Genomic DNA, 25,534 nt, shown 5'->3' on the forward strand with positions numbered 1-25,534 from the left:
TTATTTCCAGACTTACTTAACGGTTTTTTTTGTCCTAACAGACAGTTTCTCTTTTATGCCAGCGACTTTTCGCTAAAAGGTTTCCTCGAATTTATTGCTCTGCAACATGTGTCAGCAGGTAGCATGGGCGGAAGCCTTGGGCTATGGTGACTTGTGCAAATAACACAAACCTGACCGCCGCTCGGGTATGTTTGTGACGGAGACTACGGTGTGATGTTCGCCATTTTAGAATCTAAAACCCGCTGATCTCTTCTGGCTTTAAAAGAATATAACAGGTTGTACTGTGGCATCGATTACCTCCAACATTGATATTCTGGGTTTTTCTACACGCCTCCCTGGCGCAGACAACAACGAGGCTTTCTGGCACCTTTTGAAGAACGGCCAATGTTCCGTTTCGTCGGTGTCGACCGACCGTTGGCCGCTCGCGCGTTTCGGCCACCCGGCACAATCGACTTCTGGAAAGTCCTATACATGGGCGGCTGGGCAGCTCGATAACGTCTGGGATTTTGATCCTGGGTTTTTCGGCATTTCACCGCGTGAAGCGATCCAGATGGATCCGCAACAGCGCCTGCTTCTGCAGCTCGTTTGGGAAGCGCTCGAGCACGCCAATCTTAGACCCAGCGATCTGGCCGGTACGACGACCGGCGTTTATGTCGGTGCGTCTTCTTTGGACTATCACCACCGGTTTCTGGTGGACCCTGCAATGGCCGACATGCAATTCATGACCGGCAACACGCTGTCCATCGTCTCAAACCGGATATCCTATATTTACGATTTGCGCGGGCCGAGCTTCACTGTTGACACTGCTTGCTCATCTTCGTTGGTTGCCCTGCATGAGGCCGTTTCCGCCATTGAGAGCGGGCAGATCGATACGGCCATTGTGTGCGGTGTCAGTCTGCTTTTGAGCCCGTTCGCTTTTGTCGGCTTTTCCCGCGCAACAATGCTGTCGCCAACAGGGCTCTGCCAGGCATTTGATGCGAATGGCGACGGCTATGTTCGGTCCGAGGGCGGGGCTGTTATCGTTTTGCGGTCCGCACGCACAGAATTGCCGGAAGGCACGAAGAGCTACGGAAAGATACTTGCAACGGGCATCAACGCAGATGGCCGCACCGTGGGGTTATCCCTGCCCTCGCCCTACGCACAAGCAGATCTTTTGCGTGAGATGTATGACGGCTTGGGCATCAACCCAAAACAGCTTGCATTTGTTGAAGCTCACGGGACTGGAACACGTGTCGGCGACCCGGCTGAAGCTGATGCCCTCGGCAAGGTTATTGGACAAAAACGCGATAATGTCCTTCCGATCGGGTCGGTTAAGACGAATGTCGGGCATCTTGAACCGGTATCTGGGCTTGTTGGCCTTCTAAAATCGACACTTGCTCTTAATCACGATGTCCTTCCACCCTCGCTTCATTTCAACACACCAAACCCCGACATTCCCTTTGAAGACCTCAATCTGAGGGTCGCGACACAATCAGAAGAGCTTGAAAAAACTGCCGAAAGGCGCCTCGCCGGCATCAACTCATTCGGGTTTGGCGGGACAAACGCCCATGCGGTGATCGGTGATCCGGATCCTGCGCCGGTCGTCGGAGAACTCCCAGCCGAAGAAGCTCCACTCATCATCAGCGCCCGGTCCAAAGACGCGCTCAAAATCCTAGCGGCTGATTATGCGGCAATTCTGGAAACTGAAGACCCTGCCAAGGTCACCACGCTTGCAACATCGCTTGCCCATGGACGGGATATGCTCTCAGAGCGGCTGGTGGTTCTTGGCAAAGACCAGGACGAGCGCCTTGCAGCGCTGAAGGGATTTACCGAAAGCGGCGGCAAGACCGCGGGGGCAGTTTCAGGCAGCGTCATAAGGCCAGATGCCAAAATCGGATTTGTGTTTTCCGGAAACGGCTCGCAATGGGCCGGCATGGGCCAAGACGCGTATCAAACGGACGATGTATTTAGATCTGCCTTCGACAGTGTTGACAAATTGTTCATGGCCGTTAGCGGCTGGTCCTTGGTAACCACCCTTTTCGCAGAAGACCTGGACGTAGACCTGGAACGGTCTGAAATTGCTCAGCCGCTTCTTTTTGCGATCCAAGTCGGCATCGTTCAATCCCTGCGCAAACGTGGCATTGACTCTGCGGGCGTGGCCGGCCACTCGGTCGGGGAAGTCGCGGCCGCATGGTGTGCAGGGGCACTGGATCTCAAACAAGCCGTGCGTGTCATCCGGGCACGATCCAGCGAGCAAGAGGTCGTCCGGGATCTCGGGTCAATGGCCGCTCTCCTTCTGCCGGCGGAAAAGGCCGTTCAGGCAATCGCGGACAGCGGATTGCCGCGCCTTGAGCTTGCCGCGGAGAACAGCCCGCGCAGCGTTACAATTTCCGGTGACACTGAGAGCCTTGAGGCCTTTGCCAAGTTTGCACGCAAGAACAAGTGGGCACTGCGCCGTCTCAATCTGGCCTATCCGTTCCACAGTGCGCTTGTGGACCCGATCAAGGAGCCCTTGCTGGCTGCTCTCGACGGCCTTGAAACGACAAAAGCGAGTTTGCCGTTCTACTCGACCGTGACACCAGATGCACCTGAGGTCGCAACCGATGCGGATTACTGGTGGCTGAACGTGCGCCAGCCCGTCCGGTTTGCATCTGCGATCGGGACGATGGCCGAAGACGGCTTTTCTGTTTTTGTTGAGATCGGTCCGAAACCGGTTCTTGGCACTTATGTCAATGATGTTCTTCGGGGAAAGGGCAAAAAAGCTCAGTTTCTGGAAACCCTTAAAGAGCAAAAACACACTGGGGAAGCCCCGAGCTCCAACCCGCTGGACGAAATAGCGGCATCGATTGTTGCGCACGGTGGACTTGTATCACTCGACAAATATGTCGGGCCGCGACCGAAAGTATTTGCCAAACTCGCCTCATACCCTTGGCAGAACACTGCTTTTCAACCGGAAAGGACCTCCGAACAGGTCAATTTCATGTTCGGTAAGACGTGGCCGTTGCTTGGTTACCGTCTGCGCGAGGACACATCCGAGTGGTTCAATCATATCGACACCGGATCCCTGCCCTTTCTGGATGACCACAAGGTTGAAAGCAGTGTCGTCTTCCCTGCAGCCGGGTACTTGGAAATGTGCTTGCGTGCTGCCCTGAGGTGGACCCGCGGCTCAGATATCGAACTCCGGGATTTCGATATCATCCGGCCGCTCGTGATAGAAGACGGCGAGGTTTGGGAAACCCAAGTCAGGATCTCTTCGGATGATCACGTTGTTGAAGTATTGTCCCGTCCACGCCTGTCCGATAGTGATTGGTCCTTGAATGCGCGCGGCACATTTTCGGTGCCGTCAACCCATAGTAAAAGTCCGTGGCTACAGGCTCCGGCAGACACGATCACTGTCCTGTCCCACGATGATCTTTACAAGATCACCGAAACATTCGGCCTGAATTACGGGACTGCTTTCCGGCGGGCAGCCAGCGTCGAGAAACACTCCGATACCACGGCAACGGTCAAATTGTTAGATCAGGAGAAGGCGGCACAGGATCTCCAGTTCGCACTCTGTCCAACGCTGGTTGACGCGGGTTTTCACGGTTTGTTCGCTTTGCTGGAAGGTGTCGAAGGCGTCCCGGAAAACACGTCCTTCCTGCCGATCCGTATTGGCGCCCTGCGCTTGCTTGCACCCGAGGCGCAACCGGCTACAGCGCGTATCGAAGTTACCAAAGCATCCCCGCGATCGATTGAAGCAAGCTTTGAATATCTGGACGGCAACGGAGATGTCATTGCCCGTTTGTCGCGGACGCGCTTTAAGGCTGTAACACTTGGCCAGGAAACACGCCAGGATGAGTTAATCTACCGCCAAATCGCAACTATCCTGCCCCCGTGGGACAGGACCTCGCCGATATCGGCGGCCTACTCCGGGCTTTCTGCTCTTGCCGGGAAACTTGGTCTGGTCGGCGCGGACGATCAAGAGTTCGATGACAACCGGGTTCTGATCGAAGCTTTCGGCCGCTCGGTCGCGCATGAGGCGCTTTATTCGATCACGGGTTCCGCACCTGCAACAGTAACCAGTCTGATCGAAGGCGGACAACTCGACCAAACAGCAGCGCCATTAGCCTCATCAATCCTGATTTGGCTTGAGGAGACCGGATTCGCGGAGGAAACGGAAGCTGGCTACATCCTGCAAGATCCGTCCGAAACCCCTTCTCCCGATACGCTCCTGCAGGCGCTGTTCGAAAGAGGCGGAGAACACGTGGCGGAAGCTGCACTCATTTCCCGCCTTTGGACGGGACTTCCTGATATTCTTCAGTGCGGACTTAAAGAAGACGCCGCAACTATCTATTCTTCAAGTCTGTTGGAGGCTTACGGATCAGCCTCTCCGGTCAAACGCTCACTGGCTTCTGCACTGCAAGAAAGTGCTTCGGAAATCGTTACAAACTGGCCGGAAGATCAGGCGTTGCGCATCTTGATCGTCGGAGCAGCGGGCGGAATTGCCGCGGCCCTTGATAACATCCTAGATCCATCGCACATGGCGGTGACCGTCACTGACACATCAAGCTCCGATCTGTCACGTGGGGAGCGTCTGTGGCAAGGATCTGCTGCGGTGTCCTTCGCCGAATTTGATGAGGCAGCCAAAGAGCGGACATATGATCTTTTGCTGTTCTCCCGCTCATTGGCGGATATAGAGCCGGAAGCGCTCAAAACGCTGGGTTTGTCGGTCGTGAAGGATGGGCTTGTCCTCGCTGCCGAGCCTCTGCCAAACCCACTGACAGATCTCGTCCTAGGTGTTGCCACGGATTGGTGGCAGGAAAGCGCGACGCCGGAATTTCCGGTTACCAAGCAGCAGAGCGACTGGAAGAAAACGCTCGAAACCGCGGGATTCCAGTCCGTTGAAACGGTGCCTTTGAAATCCGAACTGGTGGAGGCCGATCTTATTGCAGCGCGTGCCCCTGATGCCCTTGCCGTTGTAGAGGAAGCATCCGAGGAAACTGCGGAGAGCAAGACAGAGGAGCAGACGTCGAAACGCTATCTCATCCTGACCGATACCGATGGGCAGGCACACCGGTTTGCCGAAGGCCTTAAATCATGCCTCCAAAGAGATGGTCTTGACGCCACACTGCTGGTTCCGGGCGCGACGACCGAGCCGCTCGGCGATGGGATTTGGAGCGCATCACTTGACACCAGTGATGATAATGCACTGAAAAAACTGCTTGCCGATCACGACGGCCATTTGATCCACCTCCTCGGGGCGTTCACAGACACCGGCGACAGCCTGGCGATTGTGGATCAGCGCTGTCATAGCCTGATCCATCTGCTGCAAGCACTTGGAGCAGAACCGGGCAATATCACTCTCCTTGCACCGGCAGGCGCTCAGGACATTGCCGGCGGCTTGGCACCACAGCCGGCCCAGTCCGCAATTTGGAACTTCGGCCGTGTGGTCATGAATGAGTTTCCGGACGCCAACCTTAAGCTGATTGATGTTTCACCCGACCTGGAACCGGGTATCGCGGCCGCGCGCGTTGCAGAGGAAGTCCTTGTTGCAAACGGCGAACGCGAAGTTGTGCTGGACAGCAAAACCAGATCTGGCCTTCGCATTGTCAAAGGCGGGCTGTTGTCACAAACGGCGCTGACTAAGGGCGCTGAATCAGCCATGCGCCTGGACATTTTGCGCCAAGGGTCATTGGACCAGTTGAGCTGGCAGCTTGTGGAACGGAAACCGCTTGGGGAGCGTGACGTTGAAATCGCCGTTGGCGCAAGTGGTCTCAATTTCCGGGATGTCATGTGGGCGCTTGGGCTTTTGCCGGAAGAAGCGCTGGAAGACGGTTTTGCAGGACCGACACTCGGAATGGAGTGCTGCGGCCACGTCGTCAATGTGGGATCAAAAGTCACCCGCTTTGCGCCCGGCGATCAGGTCATCACCTTCGCACCTGCCTGTTTTGCAAGCCATGTGACCGTAGACGAGAGCGGCTGTGCCCCGATGCCAAGCACGGTGTCGCCCGAAGAGGCGGCAACAATCCCGGTGACGTTCCTGACGGCCTACTATGCTCTGGTGCACCTAGCTGGTTTGGCAAAAGGGGAAACGGTGCTGATTCATGGCGGCGCAGGCGGTGTTGGCCTCGCAGCGCTTCAGATCGCGAAATGGCGGGGCGCGAAAATCATCGCGACTGCTGGATCTGAAGACAAGCGCAACACCTTGAAACTACTCGGGGCTGATGTCGTATTGGATTCCCGTAGCCTGGCGTTTGTTGATGAGATCATGCGCCTCACCGGCGGCGATGGCGTTGACGTGGTGCTCAACTCGCTGTTTGGCGAAGCGATGGAGCGCAGCATTGAGGTGCTGAAACCGTTTGGCCGCTTCTGTGAACTGGGCAAGCGCGACTATTACGGCAACACCCGCATTGGTCTTCGCCCCTTCAGGCAAAACCTGACCTATTTCGGAATTGACGCCGACCAACTGCTGACGCGGCAGCCACAACTGGCCGAAGAACTGTTCGTCAAACTTGTCGCCCTGTTTGAAGACGGAACTCTGCAGCCGCTGCCGCATCGCGCATTCGAGGCGTCTGAAGTCGTGGACGCATTCCGCCTCATGCAACAGGCCGGGCATATCGGTAAGATCGTGCTGCGGCCGCCAGGAGTTCCTGTTGATGTTCCGGTCAAGACCGAACTGGAACTGGACGCGAAGGCGGCCTACGTCATTGCCGGCGGCTTCGGCGGTTTCGGTATTGCACTCCTGCACCGGCTCGCAGATCACGGTGCCCGGCATCTTGCGGTGCTCAGCCGCCGGGGCGCGGGAACCGAGGAAGCGCAAGAAGCGATCGCGAAACTTGCTGAGCGCGGAGTGACGGTTCATGGGCTGTCTTGCGACATCACCAGCGAAGAGGCCGTGAAGGCTGCTCTTGCTGTGGTCCGCAGCAACCGTCTGCCGATCAAGGGCATTTTCCACACAGCCATGGTTTTGAATGACGTCCTCATTGCCAATATGGACCATGAGGGCCTCACCAGTGTGCTCGCGCCGAAAATCCGTGGAGCGGAACTGCTCGACCGATTGACGCAAGATGATCCGCTGGATCACTTTGTGCTCTACTCCTCGGCCACGACCCTTGTCGGCAACCCCGGTCAGGCAAATTACGTTGCGGCAAACGGTTACTTGGAAGCCCTGGCCCGCAAACGCCGCGCGCAGGGCCGCCCGGCCTTGTCCGTTGCCTGGGGAGCGATCTCAGATGCGGGGTATCTGGCCCGGAACGAAGATGTCAACGAGATGCTGTCCCGCAAGCTCGGCAGGCACGCCCTGACCGCAAAAGAGGCATTGGACGGCCTGATGGCTCTGATGGCAATGCCGCAAACCGGCGGCACGGCCAATGCGTCCGTGGGGTATGCACGGATTGACTGGCATGCGGCGCGCAAGGACCTTGCGCTTGTCGGAACCCCGCTGGTCAGTCTGCTGGGCTTGAGCGATGATCCGGACGCAGGCTCTGACGGCGCCATTGATCTGGCGGCCATGCTGGACGGCATGGACGCCGTCACGGCCGCTCAGACAGTTGCGAAGCTGCTCGCAACGGAAATCGGCAAGATCCTTCGGATCTCGTCCGAAGAAATCGATCCCCACAAGCCACTGTCGGAAATCGGAATGGATTCCCTGATGGCTCTCGAATTGCGCATGAGCGCCGAACGCCAGCTCGGGATCGATATTCCGCTTATGTCCCTTGCCAATGGGGCGACGCTGATCGATTTATCAAGCCGGGTCGCTAACCGTGTTCTTGGCGAGGAAAAAGCCTCGGGCATGTCTGACGACACCCAGCAGCTGGCGAGCCTTCATATGGAGGACGACCGCGCGCAATCGGACGACCTGTCAGATGTGGCGGCTGAAGTTGAAAACAAAAGCCGGGAACTTGGTTCGTTCCTCTAGAACCTGGCAAGCAAAGGAAGTTGCAATGGGCGCTGACGACAGGGCCAAACTGATGGATAGCCTAAAAGCCGGACGCCGGTCTGCGCGCACCCGTCAAAGCGAACGGCCGGCAGCCACGCCGCAGGAACGCCCGGTCAAAAGGAAGGTCTTCGACTTCAAGGAATTGCCGCAGATACAACAGCTCCAGATGCACCGTGCGGCGGCCAATATGATGGGGATCGAAAACCCCTTTTTCCGGCCTCATGATGGTTTGGCAGCCGGAACGAGCCAAATCGACAATGCAGTGTATGACAATTTTGCCTCTTACAATTACATCGGCCTGAATGGGCACCCGGAGGTTACCGGTGCGGCCCAGAGAGCTGTCGAGCAGTATGGAACCAGCGTCTCGGCCAGCCGGGTGGTTGCGGGCGAGCGACCGTTTCACCGTGAGCTCGAACAATCCCTCGCCCGGGTTCACGGCGTCGAATCTGCAATCGTCATGGTTTCAGGCCACGCCACCAATGTGACCACCATCGGTCATCTGATGCAAAAGGGCGATCTCGTCCTGACAGATGCCTACGTCCACAATTCCATTTCAGAAGGGGTCAGGCTGTCCGGCGCGACCCGGATGAACTTCCCTCACAATGATCTGGAAGCTTTGGAACGCTTGCTGTCTGAACACAGGCACAAATTCGAGCGCACCTTGATCATTGTCGAAGGCCTCTATTCCATGGATGGGGACTTCCCGGACTTGAAGAAGGTCGTTCGGCTCAAACAATCCTATGATGCTTGGCTGATGGTAGACGAAGCCCATTCCATTGGCGTGCTTGGGAAGACCGGCAAGGGAATTGCTGAGCATTTCGGCGTAGATCCGAACGAAGTCGAAGTCTGGATGGGCACGCTTAGCAAGACGTTCTCGTCTTGTGGCGGCTATATCGCAGGGTCAAAAGTCCTGTGTGATTACCTGAAAGTCTCGGCGCCTGGTTTTGTTTACTCCGTTGGTTTGTCGGCGCCGCTCGGCGCAGCCGCCATCGAGTCCTGCCGCTTGCTTGAGAAGGAACCCGAACGGGTTGCCAAACTTCAGTCAAACGGCAAATTGTTCCTCAAACTTGCCAAGGCCGCCGGTTTGGATACCGGTCCGAGCGAAGGCTATGCAGTGGTTCCAATCATCGTGGGCGATTCCGCAGGAGCTGCGACCCTCTCGAACCGCCTGCTCGCCAGGGGCATCAACGCGCTACCGATCATTTTCCCGGCTGTGCCGGAAAAATCGGCCCGGATACGCTTTTTCGTAACGAGTGAACATACTGAGGATCAGATCGCCCGCGCTGTCCAGACAACAGCCGCCGAACTGGATGCCTTGCGGGCGGATGGAAATGCCGTCGACCGCCTGATTAAGGCCGCGCGTTAAAGCTTCGTTGCCGCCGGCGTTTCAGTAGCGAGGATCGGAATCGATGTCGGCCTTGAACCCGCCCATGAAGAGATCGGAGATCTTGGGCGGAAGCAGGTTTTGAAGCAAAATTCCGGTCGCCAGCAGAAACGGGAACGCGTAGAAAGCCTTCCGCCTGGCAATCGCGTTAGCCATGAGCCTGGCAGCCTTTCCGGCAGGCATTTCGAGCGGTTTTGGTCCTTGGTGCCGGGCGGACATGGGCGATGTCACGAAACCGGGGCACAAGATCGTAACACTGACGCCAGAAGGCTTCAGCCAGCCGCGCAGAGAATGACCATAAGCAATCAGTGCAGCTTTCGTGGCACTATAAGTCGGCATGTCCGGCAGGGCACGCATCCCCGCCAGTGACGACACCAGCACGATCTGGCCAGAGCCACGCGCCTGCATGCCGGACACAAGCCCGGTCACCGTATTGACGGCACCCCGATAATTCACATCGATCTGACGGTCGCTGTCGGCATCGCGCTCCCGCGAACGCTCAGGGCCAAGACCGGCGGTCACGCCCGCATTGGCAATGACCATATCAACCGGCAGGCGGCCGTCCAGGTCGCCGAGATAAGCATGGAGCGTGTCACGGTCCCGGATATCAATTCCTGCGCACTCACCGTCCGCGCCTCTGGCTCTTATTTTCTTCAGCACTGGCGCCAGCCGGTCCTTGTCGCGGGCAATGAGTGCAAAGTAAGTGGCCGGCCCGGCCATCTCGCAGGCAAGCGCTTCGCCAATCCCTCCGCTCGCTCCGGTTATCACAATCACTTTGGCCTTGGCGTTGGTCATGCGTTTCCTGCTGCCTCAAATCCCGAATCTTCTGCCAAGCCACGATAAACGGCGTTTGAACGTTGTGGTCAAAACATGTTTCCGGTCCTGCCTCTGCTGACTGAGACGCCACACTAGGAATTCCGGACTGCAAGGCAGCAATGTCACCGGGTCGATCGTTACCGCGTATTTGACCAGAGCAAGATATACGAGCTCGTTCAGGCTGCGTCTGCGCCCCCTCCCGCTCAAGGCGGTCAAGTCCTCGGTAAGTCCCCAACCGGCATAGAACGGTGCGCCATGAACCATCACGGTTTTCCCGCGAATAAGCGCCTCAAACCCGGACAATGACGAGAAAGTCTCGACACACTCCACCGCATCAATCAGGTCGACGATGTTTGCATCCCGAGCCACTTCATCAACATATTCGAGCGCATCTGACTCGAGCACCTTGCCTTTCCGCAACCCGGTTTCGACGTCCGGATGCGGCTTGAAAATCAGAAATGCGTCTGGATGACGGTCCCGTGCCAGTCTGAGGAGATCCAGATTGACATTTTCGGTGTGGGCGCAGTCGATGGTTGCCGACCGGGATTTGCGGATGGCGGCATCATCGGCCACCTGGCCTGGAACGAGAATGATGCGCTTGTCCTTCGGGAATGAGAACTGCCGCGCAACCCCAAAATTGTATTTCGAGACGCGGGCCGTGCGAATAGTGCCGACCAGCGTTTCGGCCCTGATAAGCTCTGCCTCGTCCAGGTCATAGTCCCGCAGCAGGATCTCCAGCCGGCTGGGACGGGACGGATCATAATAGATCCCAAGATCGTCAGCTGCCAGCATTGCCCCGCGCGCCAATCCCGCTCCAAGCCCAACGGACCGCAGAAAACCGTCCTCGATCCGGATCAGCGGAACATTTGCCTTATCGCTTGCCGTCTCAAAAGCCTCGTCCGTCCGACCCGCCCAGGACAAAATGCGGCCGCCGCTTTCTTTGGCCTCAGCCAGGGTTTCATCTTGCGATTTGTGAAAGCTCACATGCCCGCCGACGCCCGAAAACGAGGCCTTGATCGATGGATGGTTCCAGTGCTGTGCCCCAAAACAATGGGATGGGAGCTGATTGGACTGCCAATGCGCCTGGATAAGCGCGTAAATCTTAAGGGCCTCATCGGATTCCAGTATCGCGCCGGTATAGGGGCTTTGCCAGACCACATGATCGCGAAGCAAAAAGTTGAGCACATCGTCCGGGCTTGACGGTTCGGCCTGGGCGTCCTGCATCACCTGTGACCAAATCCCGCGTGGCACGCGGTCTGTTGTTCCGCTTGTCAGCAAGGTTTCCAGAAAGCTGCTCTCGGCGGACTGATCTGCAGGTTCACCGGCCGTCTCAGCAGACAATTTTAGGCTGCGATATGCTTCCAAGAAACGAAGATCATTTGCCGTCCGAGGCTTCAAGAGTTGGCGGTGGACCGTTTTGGAAACCGACTCGCCCTGTCCCAAAGCACTCAACGCTTCAGGATCCAATTCGATTAGAACCAGACTGGCGGGCACGCGGCGTGCGTCCACGGGTGTCGGCCCATCCAGAACAAGAATGAGGCGTGTTCTAGCCCGGTTCGCGCGGGTCAAAACTCTCCTCAGCGCTGATTCATTATGCCCCCAAAGAAAGACCGGTCGGTCTTGTTTCCAATGATCCTTATAGCCCGAACGGCACAACTGCCTCAAAAAAGGGATTGCCGGTTTCAGAGCCGGACCGGCCCTGCCACCGCCCGGAAGGCGCGTGAACACCATCACAGCGGCACTCCAAGTTCGCGGGCACGGGCAAGACGCGGCGGCGGATCGACATAACCGCCATAAGAATTCAACTCCCGGCTTGCTATCCGGTCGGCCATATTACGAGCAGCAACCAGAACGCCCTCCCGATTGTGGATGGAGCCTCGGACCTGCGTGGAGGCGGCCAGAGCGCGGATGTAATTATCCAACAGTTGCGCGTCCGGCGGTTCAGGCGCTTGCCAAAAAGACCCCAAAGGGCTTCTTGATGTAAGCCCCTCGATATCGAAATGGGCCGGGACCAGAGTTTTGACGGGAACGCCCATCTGGAGGGCTTCCACGCCGGCTGTCGAATTCACCGTAACCATACCCGCTGCTTTTTCCAGAACCGGTCCAAGGCCACCACCATCCAGGAAATGCACGCGGCCAGCAACACCGTGTCCCGCAGCCGTTTCCTCTGTAACCGTCGGCCAGTTCTCAAAACCAACATCAAGTGGATGGCTTTTGATGACCAGGCTTGCATCTTGCGGCGCTGCCTTGGCAAAGGAGGCGATGACAAGCTCTAATACTTCGGAAAAACTGCCGAAGGGAGAGTGCCGGCGCAACTGGAAGTCCCCTTCAAGCTGAAGCGGGAGAACAAAATACGGCCTGCCTCCGGTCTGAATTTGTTTCAAAAGCATATCGGCGACGCGGTCACGGCGGGCTTGGCTGACCAAACGCATTGCGCCGCGGGCATATTCCAGCACGGGCGGGTAAAGCGTGTGCTGTTGATAGTTCGGATAAAGAAACTTCAGCAAAACGTTCGATAAATTATAAAAAACATCCGGTCCGGTCTGAAGCCAGAACGAGCCCGGATAACGCGGCGACAGATCAATCTCCCCGGCAGCCGAAGCTATCTCCTTGATGGCATCGGGCGCGACTGGAAAGTGGCTCAGTGTCGACAGACCATTTTGTTCCAGCGTCATCCAACCGGGCCGCAGGGCCCCCAATTCCGTGACCGCGATAAAGACGCCACGGTCTATCGCCTTCTCAATCGCCAAGCGGTGATAGAGCCTTTGATCGCCATGCAGCACCAGATCTGTAATCCGGTTGCGATCTACAAATTCGGCAAGGAAATCCGGCCACTTTTCTGGCGTCCCGCGATAGCTCGTGCATTCAGGACCATGCCAGTGGAACCAGTCGCCTGCACAAAAGTTTATCCTGTGAACTTCTCCGCCGCGGCTGGCGAAATCACGGCCAATAAGTTTGAAAAGGGGCGACAGCGGCCCCTGAAGGAACAGAAGTCGCCGATCCTGCAAATCACCGGCGTCTATGGGCGCGTCTTCACGCCCGCCAGACATAGGTCCAACGCTCGGTTTTTCCCGTCGCTGCCATTTGCCCTGCAAATGTCGTTGCGATGCCACGCTCCCGGGCTTCTTCCAGCCTTGGTGGTGTTGCGGTCAATGCTCCGGGCAAATTGACTGTGCCGGCGATAATGCGGTCCGCCATCTGCTCGGCCGCGGCTGTCCGCCCCTCGAGCGTGTAAAAACACCCCTTTACCTGAATGGTCGCCGCAAGGAGCCTTTCAAGGCTATCGACCAGCTCCGGATCAGGTGCCGTTCCCTGACGCCAGAACGAGTCCAGCGGCTTTTGACACGTCAAACCGGCAATATCATACAGCGCAATTCCGAGCACTTTTGTCGGGCACCCTGCCCGCAACGCATGGATGCCCGTTGTGCTGTTGATGGTCAAGGCGCCAGTTGCGTGCCGCAGCAACTGATCAAGATTCCCGCCGTCCACCAGATAGACGCGCTTCTTGACGCGATACTTCTTGGAAATCGTTTTGAGTATGCGCTCCCAAGGCTCGATCCCGTTGTCCAGCGGATGGATCTTGAAAACGAGCCGTGCCGCGGACGGCGCATGTTTCGCAAAGGACGCGATGACTTCCTCGGCTGCATCGGCAATATGCGTATATTGGGAATTAAACCGCAGCTGATAATCGCTCTGCAGTTGCAGCGGGAAAACGTAATATGGCAGCCGCACGGAGATGATGTCGTCAATGACATGGCTCGCTCGCCGGTTCCGGCGTCTTGCCAGCGCCATTCGCGGAATGTTGCTGAGATAGTCAATAAGCGGATGATAGAGCTTGTCCCGCTTGTATCCCGGATAGGCCAGGGAAAAGAGCACATTGGCCATATTGTATGAGACTTCGTTCACAGCCTCATTCACAAAGGGGTAGGAATAGAGCGGACGCCGGTCAATGGGCGGCAAGCCGTCAGCAGCAGCCCGGATTGTTTCCGGATCGGCTGGGAAGAGCGAATGCGCGGACATCCCCACACGTTCAAGGGTAATCCAATCCGGACGCAAGTACCCGTTTTCAAAAGCAAGACAGGTGAGCCCGAGGTCCGCCCCCACCTCTGCCGCGGCAACATGATAAGGAACGCGGTCGGCATAATAGACAATATGCGTTACCGCATTCCCGCGGCAGTAAGCACGCAGCCATGCAGGCCAGTCTTTCAGGCTACCGCGATAAGACCGGCACCGGTGATCGTGCCAGCCGAGCCAGTCGCCGGCGGAGAGATTGATCCGGAGTGTCTTGACGTTGCGCGCCTCAAGGGCATCGGCAATGGACCTCGCAAACACACCTGGCGGGCCCTGGAGAAAAAGAACCACCATGGGTGCGGTCTTGCTCATCCCGATGCACTTCGTTCCTGTTGATCTTTGCGACCGGCTAAAACCACCTGTGAGTATTCAGCGCACCTCACCTTAATCGGCGATGCGCTGAACAGTCGAGTAGTTGCTGATGAGCGGTGCAATGATTTGCAGGAATTTGCCGAGCTCAGCAGTCGGATGGTTCGAAACGTAAAGGATATCCTTGTCACGCATCTCGAAGAAGCGGGACATGAAGAACCCCCTGGGATCACGAAGCCCCAGTTTGTAGACGATCGGAACTTCGGCATTTCCAGGATAGCGGTCGGCCAACTCCGGTTTCAAACGCCGAACCAACGCGGCATCTTCAAACCGGAACAAGAATATGCCGTTTGCATCGGCCCGTTCGTCCCGCAATCCGCCAACTGTTGCAAGAGCCTCGGCCAGCGTTACGCTTTTGGTCTTGAACGGCACGAGCTGGTTTGTCTTGACCGCGCCAAACGCCGAGAAGGTACGCGGGCGATGCGACAGCAGAATGTTGTCGTTCGGGGAAATCTGGACGTTGTTTTCCGGAAAATCGATCAGGTCTTCCAGGCGGGTCGTTGCAGCACGGTTCCCACGCTTCAGTGTAACGACCGTTTCGTAAGTCGCCTCGCGCGCCCCGCCAGCCTTTGCGACAAGTTCAAGCAGGCGCGTATCCCGCAAGGAGAGCGGATAAACCCCCGGCTTCACCACATCACCAACGACAACGGCCGTGGTGCTCAGCTTGTTTTCCAGACTGACAAGGACTTGAGGCTCCACGGCCTTGCCAATGAGCTTCTTCTGGATCGATTGGCGAAGCCCTTCGACGCTCAAGCCCGCTGCACGCACCCGGCCCGCATAGGGGATGAAGATATATCCGCTTTCGTCAACGACGGATGGAATGCGGCTTGAGCCCGTCTCCCCGCCGGTGAACAGCCCATCTGGAGCTGCCTCCCAGATGGAGACGGTCAGCGTGTCACCAACACCCAGAAGGGTTGGAGATCCACCGCGCCCGACACCCCGGAATTGATTGGCGAATGCCAGCGGCCGGTAAGCCTTGATCAGTTCAATGTTGGCGTTGTCGATCGTCACGACCGTGTAGTCGCCGGATTGGGCACTGGTCTCGACATCCTGCGACGTGATGTTGATCGCCGCTGGCCCGTCACCGGGAAGAGCAGCACATCCCGTCAACGCCGCCGCGAGCACCATAGTAGCAATTAAACGCATATTACCCCGATCCACCCAACTTGTGCCCGTCTGGTAACACCCCGCACCACCGGTATCCAAGCTCGTTCTGACAAAATCCAGGGAGAATTCCATCATATGTGGCATTGCTGTCACACTGGTTCTGATTTACCTAATGAATTGATAAATTTTCGATTTGCAGGCTTGAAATTTGTCATGGTGTGTCACGTACGCACCAAAGAAGGCTTGTTCCGGCGACCAATTGAAAGGCTCTGCGATGATTGCCCGCATGCACCCAAATCAGGCCGCAAGCCTCCTCAAAATTTCGGAGGAATTGACCTCCTGGCTGACACAAAAAGCGCTGCCTGTCTGGTCAAGCGCCGGAATTGACGCATCAACTGGCGCCTGTTTCGAATCGCTTGATCTCAAATCTGGAGCTGCGGCGTCTGACACCGTCAGGGCGCGTGTTCCGCCGCGCCAGATTTATGCATTTCTGGAAGGCGCAAACCTTGGATGGGACGGCGCCGCTGCTGACATCGCCGTCAGCCTGTGGGCCTGGTATGAAAGAACGTTTCGCGAAGATCTTGAACACTATGGCAATGTAACCGGCCCCTCTGGCGAATTGGCCGACGGTACATTCGATCTCTACAATCAGGCATTTGCGCTGTTCGCCCTTGCCCAAATCGCGCGGTTTATTCCGGAGCGGGCAGATTTGGCCCACGAGGAAGCAGAGCGCCTTCTGACCTACATAGAGGCGCACTTCCAGCATCCGCGCGACGGTTTTTTCGACACGCCGGAGAAATCCGCGCCCCTCAAATCCAATCCGCATATGCATCTGTTCGAGGCGTGTCTTGCCTGGGAAGAAACATCCGAAAACTCGGTCTGGCAGGACCTTGCAGACGAGATTGCCGAGTTGGCGCTGGTCGCCTTCATTGATCCGGTGAGCGGCGGATTGAGGGAGTTTTTCGATCTCGATTGGTCACCAATGCCTGATGCGTCCGGCCGGATCATGGAGCCCGGGCACCAGTTCGAATGGGCCTGGCTTTTGGTGAGGTGGGGAACCGCCCGCCAGGATGCCGATGCGCTGATCGCCGCCCGGCGGCTTTACGATATCGGGCGCACATTCGGCGTTGATGATACCCGTGGGGCCGTTTTCATGGCCCTCAGCGATGATTTCACGGTCCTCGATCCCATTGCCCGGCTTTGGGGCCAGACGGAATGGCTCAAGGCAGCTATCGCTCTTGCGAAAGTATCGTCTGGACCGGAACGCACAGCCTATCTTGACGATATTCCTGACGCTGCAGAGGCAATGCTCGCCTTCTTCAAAGACGTGCCAGCTGGTCTATGGCACGACAAGCTCAAGCCCGATGGAACGTTTGCCGACGAGCCGGCACCGGCGAGTTCGTTCTATCACATCGTTTGTGCCATCTCCGAGCTGCAGGCTTTCACCAAAGAGCTCTAAAAGGACTTTTCGACCACCGCCCCCGCTGGATGGCGGATGTTCGGCAAGAAAAGACGGAATCCGTCTTCCGCCTTTTTGTCCGGCAGCCTATAGCTATGCGCGATTCAAAAAACCAATGCCCGCCGCAGCTTGAAAACGGGAGGCACAATGCCCCAGGCTCAAATCATTGACGGAAAAGCGATTGCAGAATCGGTCCGTGAGGAAATCCGCAACCGTGCCGCATCCCTTCTTGAAACAACTGGAAAGCGGCCGGGCCTTGCAGTCGTTCTCGTCGGCGAGGACCCTGCCAGCCAGGTTTATGTCCGCAACAAGGACCGCGCCGCTGAAGCCTGCGGGTTCCATTCGGTTAAACACACGCTTCCCGCCGACACGAGCGAAGCCGACGTGCTTGCTCTGGTCAGCGAATTGAATGATGCAGACGACATTCACGGCATTCTTGTTCAGCTGCCCCTGCCCGGCCATATCGATGAAAGCAAGGTTTTGCGGCTCATCCGTCCGGACAAGGACGTCGACGGTTTTCATCCCATCAATGTCGGGCTCCTGACGGCCGGAGAGCGTGACAGTGCGCTGGTGCCTTGCACACCTGCCGGCAGCCTTGTGCTGCTGAAGCGCACGCTTGGGGAGACCCTCTCGGGAAAATCCGCCGTCGTGGTCGGCCGGTCCAACATTGTTGGAAAACCAATGGCAAGCCTGCTGCTTCAGGAAAGCTGCACCGTGACCATTGCCCATAGCCGGACCCGGGATCTGCCCGATGTCGTCCGGTCCGCGAACATTGTTGTCGCCGCGGTTGGCCGCCCGGAAATGATCAAGGGTGACTGGATCAAGGATGGTGCAACGGTCATCGACGTCGGCATCAACCGCATTCCGGCACCAGACCTTGGTCCTGACAAGACCCGTCTGGTGGGTGACGTTGCTTTTGAAGAAGCGCTTGGCCATGCCGGTGCGATTACTCCGGTGCCTGGCGGAGTTGGCCCAATGACCATTGCCATGCTGATGGTGAACACACAAACAGCCGCCCGGCGGCTCATGGGTCTTCCGGACGACAAGCCGCTTTTCTAAACGTCCTGTCAGGGCGGAGACGTCCCAAGGGCCTGTGCATTCACTCCCGCAGGCCTAGCTATTGGTTCACAGTTTGGAGCGTGGCCTCCCGTGCCGCTCCGGTTGGCTTGCAATGCAGTGGAGGTCATGATCTATCTCGGTGATAGATCTTTAACCATGGCTACTTAGGGTATGTTACGTAGGGGCTGCAAATGCAGTTGGGGTGTTGATTGCTCCGTTTCACTTGCAAATGAAGGAGCAATTTCCTGCCCCATAACCGTGTTAGGCGGCAGTTTGTGAAGGGTCTACCGTCTCGAAAGTCCGGACTGCTCCGGGCTTTGCGCTTGAGCGTGTCTTTGCGCGTGGCAGCTTGCGCCGCCGCGCCTCTTGGTGTGCGTAGCTTTCTGTTGGCTCTTGTTGCTGGATCCGCCCTCGTTTCGGCGGCTCCGCCCGCCCAGGCTTTCGAGATTTTTGGCTGGAAACTCTTCGGAGGCGATGAGGAGACCGCAGAAGCGGTTCCGGACCCGACGCCCTATGCTGCGGCCATCACGGTCACCTCCACCAATGAAGATTTGAAGAAAGACCTCGAAGGCGCCTCGTTGCTGATTTCGCAACAGGATAAACCGCCTTCCGGGGAAGCCGGACTGATTTCGCGCGCTCTTTCCGATCGGGAACGCCTTGTCGCAAAACTCTATGCCGACGGGCGCTATGGCGGCACGGTCGATATTGCGCTTGCCGGTATTCCCCTTGAAACAGCGCTTGAACGCGGCGATCTGCCGGATCAGCGCCCGGTACCCATTACGATCAGTATAGATCCGGGCCCGGAATTCACATTCGGGTCCGTTTCGGTCACGAGCCGCAGCAGCGATTTGTCAACAGATCCGGCATTCTGGGGCCTCCAACGCGGAGAACCTGCCGAGTCCGGTAAGATCCTGACTGCTGAGCGGCGTATGCTGACACTCTTGCGCGGACGGGGGTATCCCAAGGCAAGCATCGCGGAGCGCAGGATCACCGCAGATCACAGCTCCAACACGCTGGATGTTGGGCTGGTCGTAAACTCCGGTCCGCGGGCGCGGTTCGGTGTTGTGACTGTCGAAGGGACAGAAGTCACCGACCCCGCCTTCGTGGTCGAACAGGCAATGTTGCCGCAAGGCGGCGTTTATTCACCTGAAGACCTTGCACGGGCGCGGAAAAGACTGAACGAACTCGGGATATTTTCGTCCATCCGCTTTGTAGAGGGCGACATCTCAGGCCCTGAGGGTCTCATGCCCATCACGATTACGGTCAGCGAGCGCAAGCGGCATGTCATCGGCGCGGGCGCCTCCTGGTCCAGCACGGAAGGCTTTGGGGTTGAGGCCTACTGGCGGCGCCGGAACCTGTTCGGGCGCGGCGAACTGCTGTCCCTGGAAGGATCCGTCGGCCGGATCGGAAGCAACTCGATCGACGAACAGGAATACTCCGCCCGCATTGCGTTTGAAAAACCGGGCGTCTTCGGGCCGCTCACCAGTTTCTCTACCAGCTTGGGCGCGAAACAGGAAAACCCCGACGCGTACCTGAGCCGCACAATCACCTATGACGCTTATCTGAACCGGCAATTCAGCGATCAGCTGCGCGCACGCGCGGGCGCGGAGGTTTACTACGCCAATGAAGAAGATGTCTTCGGCGACAACGACTATCTGCTTGTCGGCATCCCGGCCGAACTCACCTTCGACAACCGCGATGACCCGTTGAATCCCTCCAAAGGGATCTTCGCGAACATCTTCGCCGAGCCCGCCTATGACACGTTCAATTCAACGGCCATGGGGTTTGTGCGTGGAACAGCCTCGTCCTACCTCGCCCTTGACGATGCAAAACGCTTCATTCTGGCCGGAAAGGTCACGGCCGGTACAATCGTCGCACCTTCCGTCCGCGACGTTCCGGCGAGCCGCCGGTTTATTGCCGGTGGCGGCGGTTCGATCCGTGGGTATGCCTATAGAAATGTCGGACCGCGGGTAAATGGCGAAATCTCCGGCGGACGGTCCCTTATTGAACTCTCCGGCGAAGTGCGTGTCAAAATGACAGACACGATTGGGGTGGTCGGCTTTGTTGATGCAGGCAACGCCTATGAAGACAGCATTCCTGACTTCTCGGGCGGCTTGAAGGTGGGCGTGGGCGCCGGTTTGCGCTACTTTACTCCTATAGGGCCGTTGAGAATCGATGCTGCGGTCCCGCTTGATCCGGAACAAGACGATCCGGATTTCGCCCTCTATGTTGGACTGAGCCAGGCGTTCTAACGCATATGCGTTTGCTATCACTCTTCTTAAGGATCCTCGCGTTCCTGACACTTGCCGCAGTGTTCATTCCCGTGGCCACGATTGCCGTGCTCCAGGTCCCGGCGGGGCGGACCTTTGTGTCTAATGTCGTCAGCACACTTGCGTCCACCGATACACTCAAAATCGAGATATCGGATCTTTACTTGAGCTTCGGACTGAATGCATCGGTCGCCAAAGTAGCCCTCTCAGACCAGGAGGGTGTCTGGCTCGAACTGGACCAGGCTGCGGTCACCTGGTCACCAGCAGCGCTGCTTGCCGGCGAGATTGATGTTGAAACAATCACGGCACAACGGATTGATCTCAATCGAACCCCAACGAGCTCCGGTCCGGAAGACGCCCCACAGAAGAGCCCGGCGGCGTCAGCCGGTGGGGTGGGCGTTCCCTTCGACATCCGCCTTGAGAGCCTCTCTCTCAATGAAATCAATATTGGACCGGCTGTTCTCGGTGACCCCGTCTCCTTGTCCATAACCGGCGCGGGCGCCCTGGCCCTCGATCCGGCCTTGCTGTCCGCCCGGCTTGATGCAACGCGGATCGACGGTGTTGCCGCCGGACTGACTGCAAATGCCGAATTTGACCCTTCTGAAGGCATCCTTGCGTTTGATATCAAAGCATCGGAACCGCGGAATGGCCTGGCAGCCAAGCTGCTTGATCTGCCGGACCTCCCTGCCCTGACCCTCGATCTGTCCGGAAAAGGCCCCCTCACCGATTGGGCGGCAGATCTCGATCTTGCTCTTGATGGCCGGACAACCGTGACCGGCTCTGCCACGCTTCGCGAAGACCAATCAGAGCGCCGCCTTGAGTTTGATCTAGACGGTGACCTGGAACCGCTTGCGCCTCCGGTCGCTCAGGCCTTTTTGCTGGGGACGACAAAAGCCAAGGGGACCGCGTCCTTCACCCTGGAGTTTGCGCCAAAGTCCGTTGATCTCAATCTCACCACCAGAACGGTTCAGCTGGCAGCAAATGGATCGATTGCTGATGGCGTCGTCAAATCAAAGGCGGATGTGACCGTCGGTGCAGGATCGGGCAGCCTGATCGCCTTGGACCTGCCGGACAGGAGACTTGCCGCTGGTCAGTTGTCGTTGGCCGCAGAGGCGTCCGGCCCCCTGGAGGCTGTCGACTTTACGTCGAACCTCTCCTTGGAAACCATCCAGACAACCGAGGGCCGTACCGGTCCGATCCGCCTGGACCTTTCCGGGAATGGTGCCGATTTCCGCCCTGAATCCCTTCGCGTTCCATTTGACCTATCTCTCGCGATCAAGACGTTTGAAGGGCTGGTTCCGGCAACAAAACCGCTTACCGGAGATATCTCTTTGACAGCGGGCGGGACGGCAAACGCTGAGGATCAATCCATCGACGTATCCGCTTTGACATTGGACAGCCGGCCCTTGGATGCATCCCTTGCCGAAACGACCTTGAGTGCGGCGCGGGCGACCGGCAACGGGACGCTCAGACTGAAGGACTTGTCTTCGTTTTCAGAATTGGCGGGGCGCTCCCTTGGGGGCACGGCAACAACGGACCTCGCCTTCGATCTGGACCCGTCTGAACTTGCAGGAACACTCGCCGTGGGCCTGACAGGCAATTCCCTCGCGTTCGGCGTTCCGCAAGCGGATGCCTTGTTTGAAGGCCGTTCGACGCTCGATACGCAGCTTGACCTAAACGGTCTGGACAACATCACCATCGAGACGCTGAGCCTCAAAACACCCGCGCTCCAAGCGGACGGGACCGTTGCCTATTCGCCAGATGAAGTTGCTGCAGATCTTAATATCATCCTTGAAGATCTTGCCCGGATCGACAGTCAGGTCGCCGGCGCGCTCGCTGCCAAAATCAAAACAAACGGCGCATTGGACGCACTCGGTGTTGATGCGGAGCTTACGTCAAAGCAGATCCTGCTGGCCGGAACGCCTCTGGATGATTTGAAGCTGAGCGCGCAAGCCGTAGCCGATATTGACGCGCCGACAGCAACCTTGACGACGACAGCAAGTCTCAACGGACAGCCGATTGCGGTGGATGTGGAACTTTCGAGCAAGGACGGGGGCGCTGATCTGAACCCTCTCTCGATCACTCTGGCCGGAAACACGATCAAAGGGTCGCTTGCAGTTGGCGACCTGTCAGATCCTGTGCAAACACTCAGCGGGCAACTCGATATCTCGGCGCCTGATCTTGGAACGCTCTCCCCGCTTGCTCTGACCGAACTGGGCGGATCGCTGACTGGAACTTTGCTCGCGAACCCCGATGACAAGACCCTGCGGCTCGACCTGGCGGGCGCGGATATTGAAATTCCTTCGGTCAGCGTTTCGGGCGTGAAACTCCATGCAAATGTCGCGCCGCCGTTTACGACGGACACGTTGTCGGCGGACATTGAGGTTACTGATATCATCACGGATGTCAGCCCAATTCATACCGTCAAGGTGACCGCCGTTCCGGACGATGGCGGGACCCAGATCGACGCGGACATCAAGCTGGATAGCGGCAGTGAGGACGGGCTCACGATGAGTGCTCTCTTCAGCCAGCCGGACAGCGCCAGCTATCAGCTCCGCCTTGCGGATCTTGCCCTTGTTTATCAGGGTCTTCAAAGCCGCCTGACGCAACCCGCGACACTCACCTATGCCGGACAGACCGCGCAAATCACGCCGCTGGAACTTCAGCTCGGCAGCGGGTCCTTGAGTGTTTCGGGGACCGCAGGGGCGGACCTCGATCTATCCGCCAAGTTGAACGATGTACCGCTCAATCTTGCCAATGCCTTCGTGCCCTCCCTTGGGCTGGGCGGAACGCTCTCCGGCACAGCGACGGCGAGCGGCAGTTCGTCTGCTCCGGAAGCGGCATGGTCGCTCACGGGGGCCGGACTGACCGCGGCACAAATGCAAAGCAACGGACTGGCGGCCCTGTCTCTCACGTCAAACGGCACATTGGCCAACAATACGGTCACACAGACAACACGGGTCGATGACCCGAACGGCCTCAACCTGACCGCCAGCGGCACGGTTGGCCTGAATGCGCCGACACCCTTGTCGCTCAGTCTTGAGGGGGCGGTTCCCTTTGCCGCCCTGCGGCGTCCGCTCATTGAAGCCGGGCTCAGCGGCGAAGGTACGATATCGGTTTCCGGCACGGTCGCTGGCACTGCCTCCTCACCGGCCTATCAAATCACCGCCACCCCATCCGGGCTCAGGGTGACAAGCCTGTCGACCGGGCTGACCGTCCAAAACCTGACCGGGTCTGTTGCCGTTACTCAGGATCAGGCATCCTTGAACGGTATTGCCGGGGAGTTGTCGACGGGTGGCAGATTGACCGCAGGTGGCACCGTCAGCATGTCCGAGGGCAATCAAGCCAACCTTTCAGTGAACCTTTCTCAAGGCCGTTACATAGACCCCGGATTGGTGACAGCGATTGTCAGTGCGGACATAAGTGTGTCTGGCCCATTGGCATCTCCCAGTTCGTCAGCGCTGATCGGGGGCACTGTGACGATAGAGAAAGCCGATGTTTCGATCCCGGAATCCTTGCCAGGTGCGATCCCTCCGGTGGATGTGCAGCACATCAACGCCTCAAGCGCCATCCTCAAGCAGGTCGCGGCCCTTGGCGGCGGCGGCGAAAGAACCAGTCAATCAAGCCAGAAATCCGTCCCGCCAAGATTGGATGTGCTTCTGTCTGCACCGGGACGCATCTTTGTCCGCGGACGCGGCCTGGACGCCGAACTCCAGGGCAACCTGAAAATCGTCGGAACGACCGCGGATCCCCAGGCTATCGGCAGCTTTTCCCTGAAGCGCGGCCAGCTCGATATCCTGACGAGGCGCCTGACATTCTCCCGCGGAAATGCAACCTTCGAAGGGTCATTGACCCCTGTCATCGATTTTGCAGCCACGACAAGCGTTAGCGATACCACAATCACGGTTTCGGTCAGTGGTCAGGCCGATGACCCGCAAATCAGCTTCACATCCTCGCCGGAGCTGCCGCAAGACGAAGTTCTTGCCCTGTTGTTGTTCGGCAAAAGTGTTGGGAACCTATCTGCGACCCAGGTTGCGCGCCTGGCAGCGGCCATCGCCACCCTGACGGGCGGCAGCGACAGTGGACCTCTGGCCCAGATCCGGAAGGGCCTTGGCCTTGATGCCATCGATATCAACACGGATGGCGACAACGGGCCCTCGCTTGCCGTCGGCAAGTACATCAATGACAATATCTATCTCGGCGTTGAACAAGGCACCGGCAGCGACTCCAGCCGGGTACAGGTCGATATCGATCTTGATCGTGGCCTGAAAGTCCGTGGAGAGGTCGGCGCAGACGGCGAGTCCAAGGCCGGCATTTTTTTCGAGCGGGAGTACTAATCCGGCGCCATGCGCCGTCATCCCGTTTTCTACCGGCGCTATTTTTGACAAGGACACAGTGGATTCCCGCCGTTTCTTTTGCTCCGACCGACAATTCCATGGCAGGCTGTTGCGGTGCACCGGTTGAATGTGCAAGGTTTCCGCCATGACCAATACAACCAAATCAAATAATCTGAATGTTCTTGGGGGAACCGTGTATCTGGCGGAAGTGCCCGATACCGGTGGCAAGGAAGGCATGGCACACAGCAGTACCGATTACACTCTTGGGGAACGTATCTGTAAGGCAAGGGACGCATCCGGCCTTTCCACCGCCCAGCTGGCGCGGCGGCTGGGAATAAAGACCTCAACCTTGCAAAGCTGGGAAAGCGATCGGTCCGAGCCTCGGTCTAATAAATTGATTTTGCTTGCAGGTGTGCTGAACGTAAGCCCCACATGGCTTCTTGTCGGCCGGGGAACGCCGCCGCTGACCGACGACACCGCAGCTCCTGCCGATATTGACGGAATGCGCAGTGTGCTCGACCGGATCCAGAAGCAGGCGCAGGCGCTTGCGGACGAAATCGCCGACCTTCAGGACAAGATCAACCGCGTTTGATCCTTCTGCGGCTCAAAGAAGTTGAGCGTCAGTCCGGGTAAACGGGACCGGGAAACTTGCCCTTCGGGATGAGGTTGGTTGTGGGCTTGCAGACCTCATCCCACGCAGTTGCTGCTGCGCTGCCGCAAAGACGTCTGCTTGCCGCCCGGCCCGGCAGATAGACCTTCAAG

At 57.8% G+C, this 25,534-nt stretch carries 12 protein-coding genes; 7 read left to right on the forward strand and 5 right to left on the reverse strand.

What is annotated here, in order from left to right; genetic code table 11:
* The first annotated feature begins 283 nt into the window (after positions 1–283).
* On the forward strand, positions 284–7,879 hold the full coding sequence (locus E1180_RS21585; RefSeq protein WP_208997294.1) for a type I polyketide synthase: 7,596 nt from the start codon (positions 284–286) through the stop codon (positions 7,877–7,879).
* 25 nt (positions 7,880–7,904) lie between these two features.
* Positions 7,905–9,266, forward strand: a complete 1,362-nt coding sequence (locus E1180_RS21590; protein ID WP_155194741.1) for an aminotransferase class I/II-fold pyridoxal phosphate-dependent enzyme — start codon at positions 7,905–7,907, stop codon at positions 9,264–9,266.
* A 21-nt stretch (positions 9,267–9,287) separates the two neighbouring features.
* Here E1180_RS21590 and E1180_RS21595 read toward each other — a convergent pair whose 3' ends face one another.
* From E1180_RS21595 to E1180_RS21615, 5 genes are all read right to left on the reverse strand, one after another.
* Positions 9,288–10,079 (reverse strand): SDR family NAD(P)-dependent oxidoreductase, encoded by a 792-nt coding sequence (locus E1180_RS21595; protein ID WP_155194743.1) that lies wholly within the window; start codon positions 10,077–10,079, stop codon positions 9,288–9,290.
* Between the two features lie 15 nt (positions 10,080–10,094).
* Entirely contained in the window at positions 10,095–11,669 is a 1,575-nt protein-coding gene (locus E1180_RS21600; RefSeq protein WP_196220676.1) for a capsular polysaccharide export protein, LipB/KpsS family, read from the reverse strand.
* 161 nt (positions 11,670–11,830) lie between these two features.
* A complete protein-coding gene (locus tag E1180_RS21605; RefSeq protein ID WP_155194747.1) occupies positions 11,831–13,150 on the reverse strand; it encodes a capsule biosynthesis protein in 1,320 nt (439 codons plus the stop codon).
* Positions 13,134–14,483: a capsule biosynthesis protein gene (locus tag E1180_RS21610; protein WP_208997295.1), complete on the reverse strand. Its 1,350-nt coding sequence runs from the start codon at positions 14,481–14,483 to the stop codon at positions 13,134–13,136. Before E1180_RS21610 ends, E1180_RS21605 begins: the two co-directional genes overlap by 17 nt.
* A 72-nt stretch (positions 14,484–14,555) precedes the next feature.
* Entirely contained in the window at positions 14,556–15,686 is a 1,131-nt protein-coding gene (locus E1180_RS21615) for a polysaccharide biosynthesis/export family protein (protein ID WP_155194749.1), read from the reverse strand.
* 247 nt (positions 15,687–15,933) lie between these two features.
* On the opposite strand from E1180_RS21615, the gene E1180_RS21620 reads away from it, so the two are divergent.
* The 5 genes from E1180_RS21620 to E1180_RS21640 all read left to right on the forward strand — a co-directional run bounded on the left by E1180_RS21620 (position 15,934) and on the right by E1180_RS21640 (position 25,364).
* Positions 15,934–17,106: an AGE family epimerase/isomerase gene (locus tag E1180_RS21620; protein ID WP_155194751.1), complete on the forward strand. Its 1,173-nt coding sequence runs from the start codon at positions 15,934–15,936 to the stop codon at positions 17,104–17,106.
* 147 nt (positions 17,107–17,253) lie between these two features.
* Entirely contained in the window at positions 17,254–18,165 is a 912-nt protein-coding gene (gene folD / locus E1180_RS21625) for a bifunctional methylenetetrahydrofolate dehydrogenase/methenyltetrahydrofolate cyclohydrolase FolD (RefSeq protein WP_155194753.1), read from the forward strand.
* Positions 18,166–18,440: 275 nt separating this feature from the next.
* Positions 18,441–20,417 (forward strand): autotransporter assembly complex protein TamA, encoded by a 1,977-nt coding sequence (locus tag E1180_RS21630; RefSeq protein ID WP_208997296.1) that lies wholly within the window; start codon positions 18,441–18,443, stop codon positions 20,415–20,417.
* A 5-nt stretch (positions 20,418–20,422) separates the two neighbouring features.
* Positions 20,423–24,772, forward strand: a complete 4,350-nt coding sequence (locus E1180_RS21635; RefSeq protein ID WP_155194755.1) for a translocation/assembly module TamB domain-containing protein — start codon at positions 20,423–20,425, stop codon at positions 24,770–24,772.
* A gap of 145 nt (positions 24,773–24,917) precedes the next feature.
* Positions 24,918–25,364, forward strand: a complete 447-nt coding sequence (locus E1180_RS21640; protein ID WP_155194757.1) for a helix-turn-helix domain-containing protein — start codon at positions 24,918–24,920, stop codon at positions 25,362–25,364.
* Positions 25,365–25,534 lie beyond the last annotated feature (170 nt).

The organism is Roseibium denhamense, assembly GCF_009711415.1.
Lineage (GTDB): Bacteria > Pseudomonadota > Alphaproteobacteria > Rhizobiales > Stappiaceae > Roseibium > Roseibium denhamense.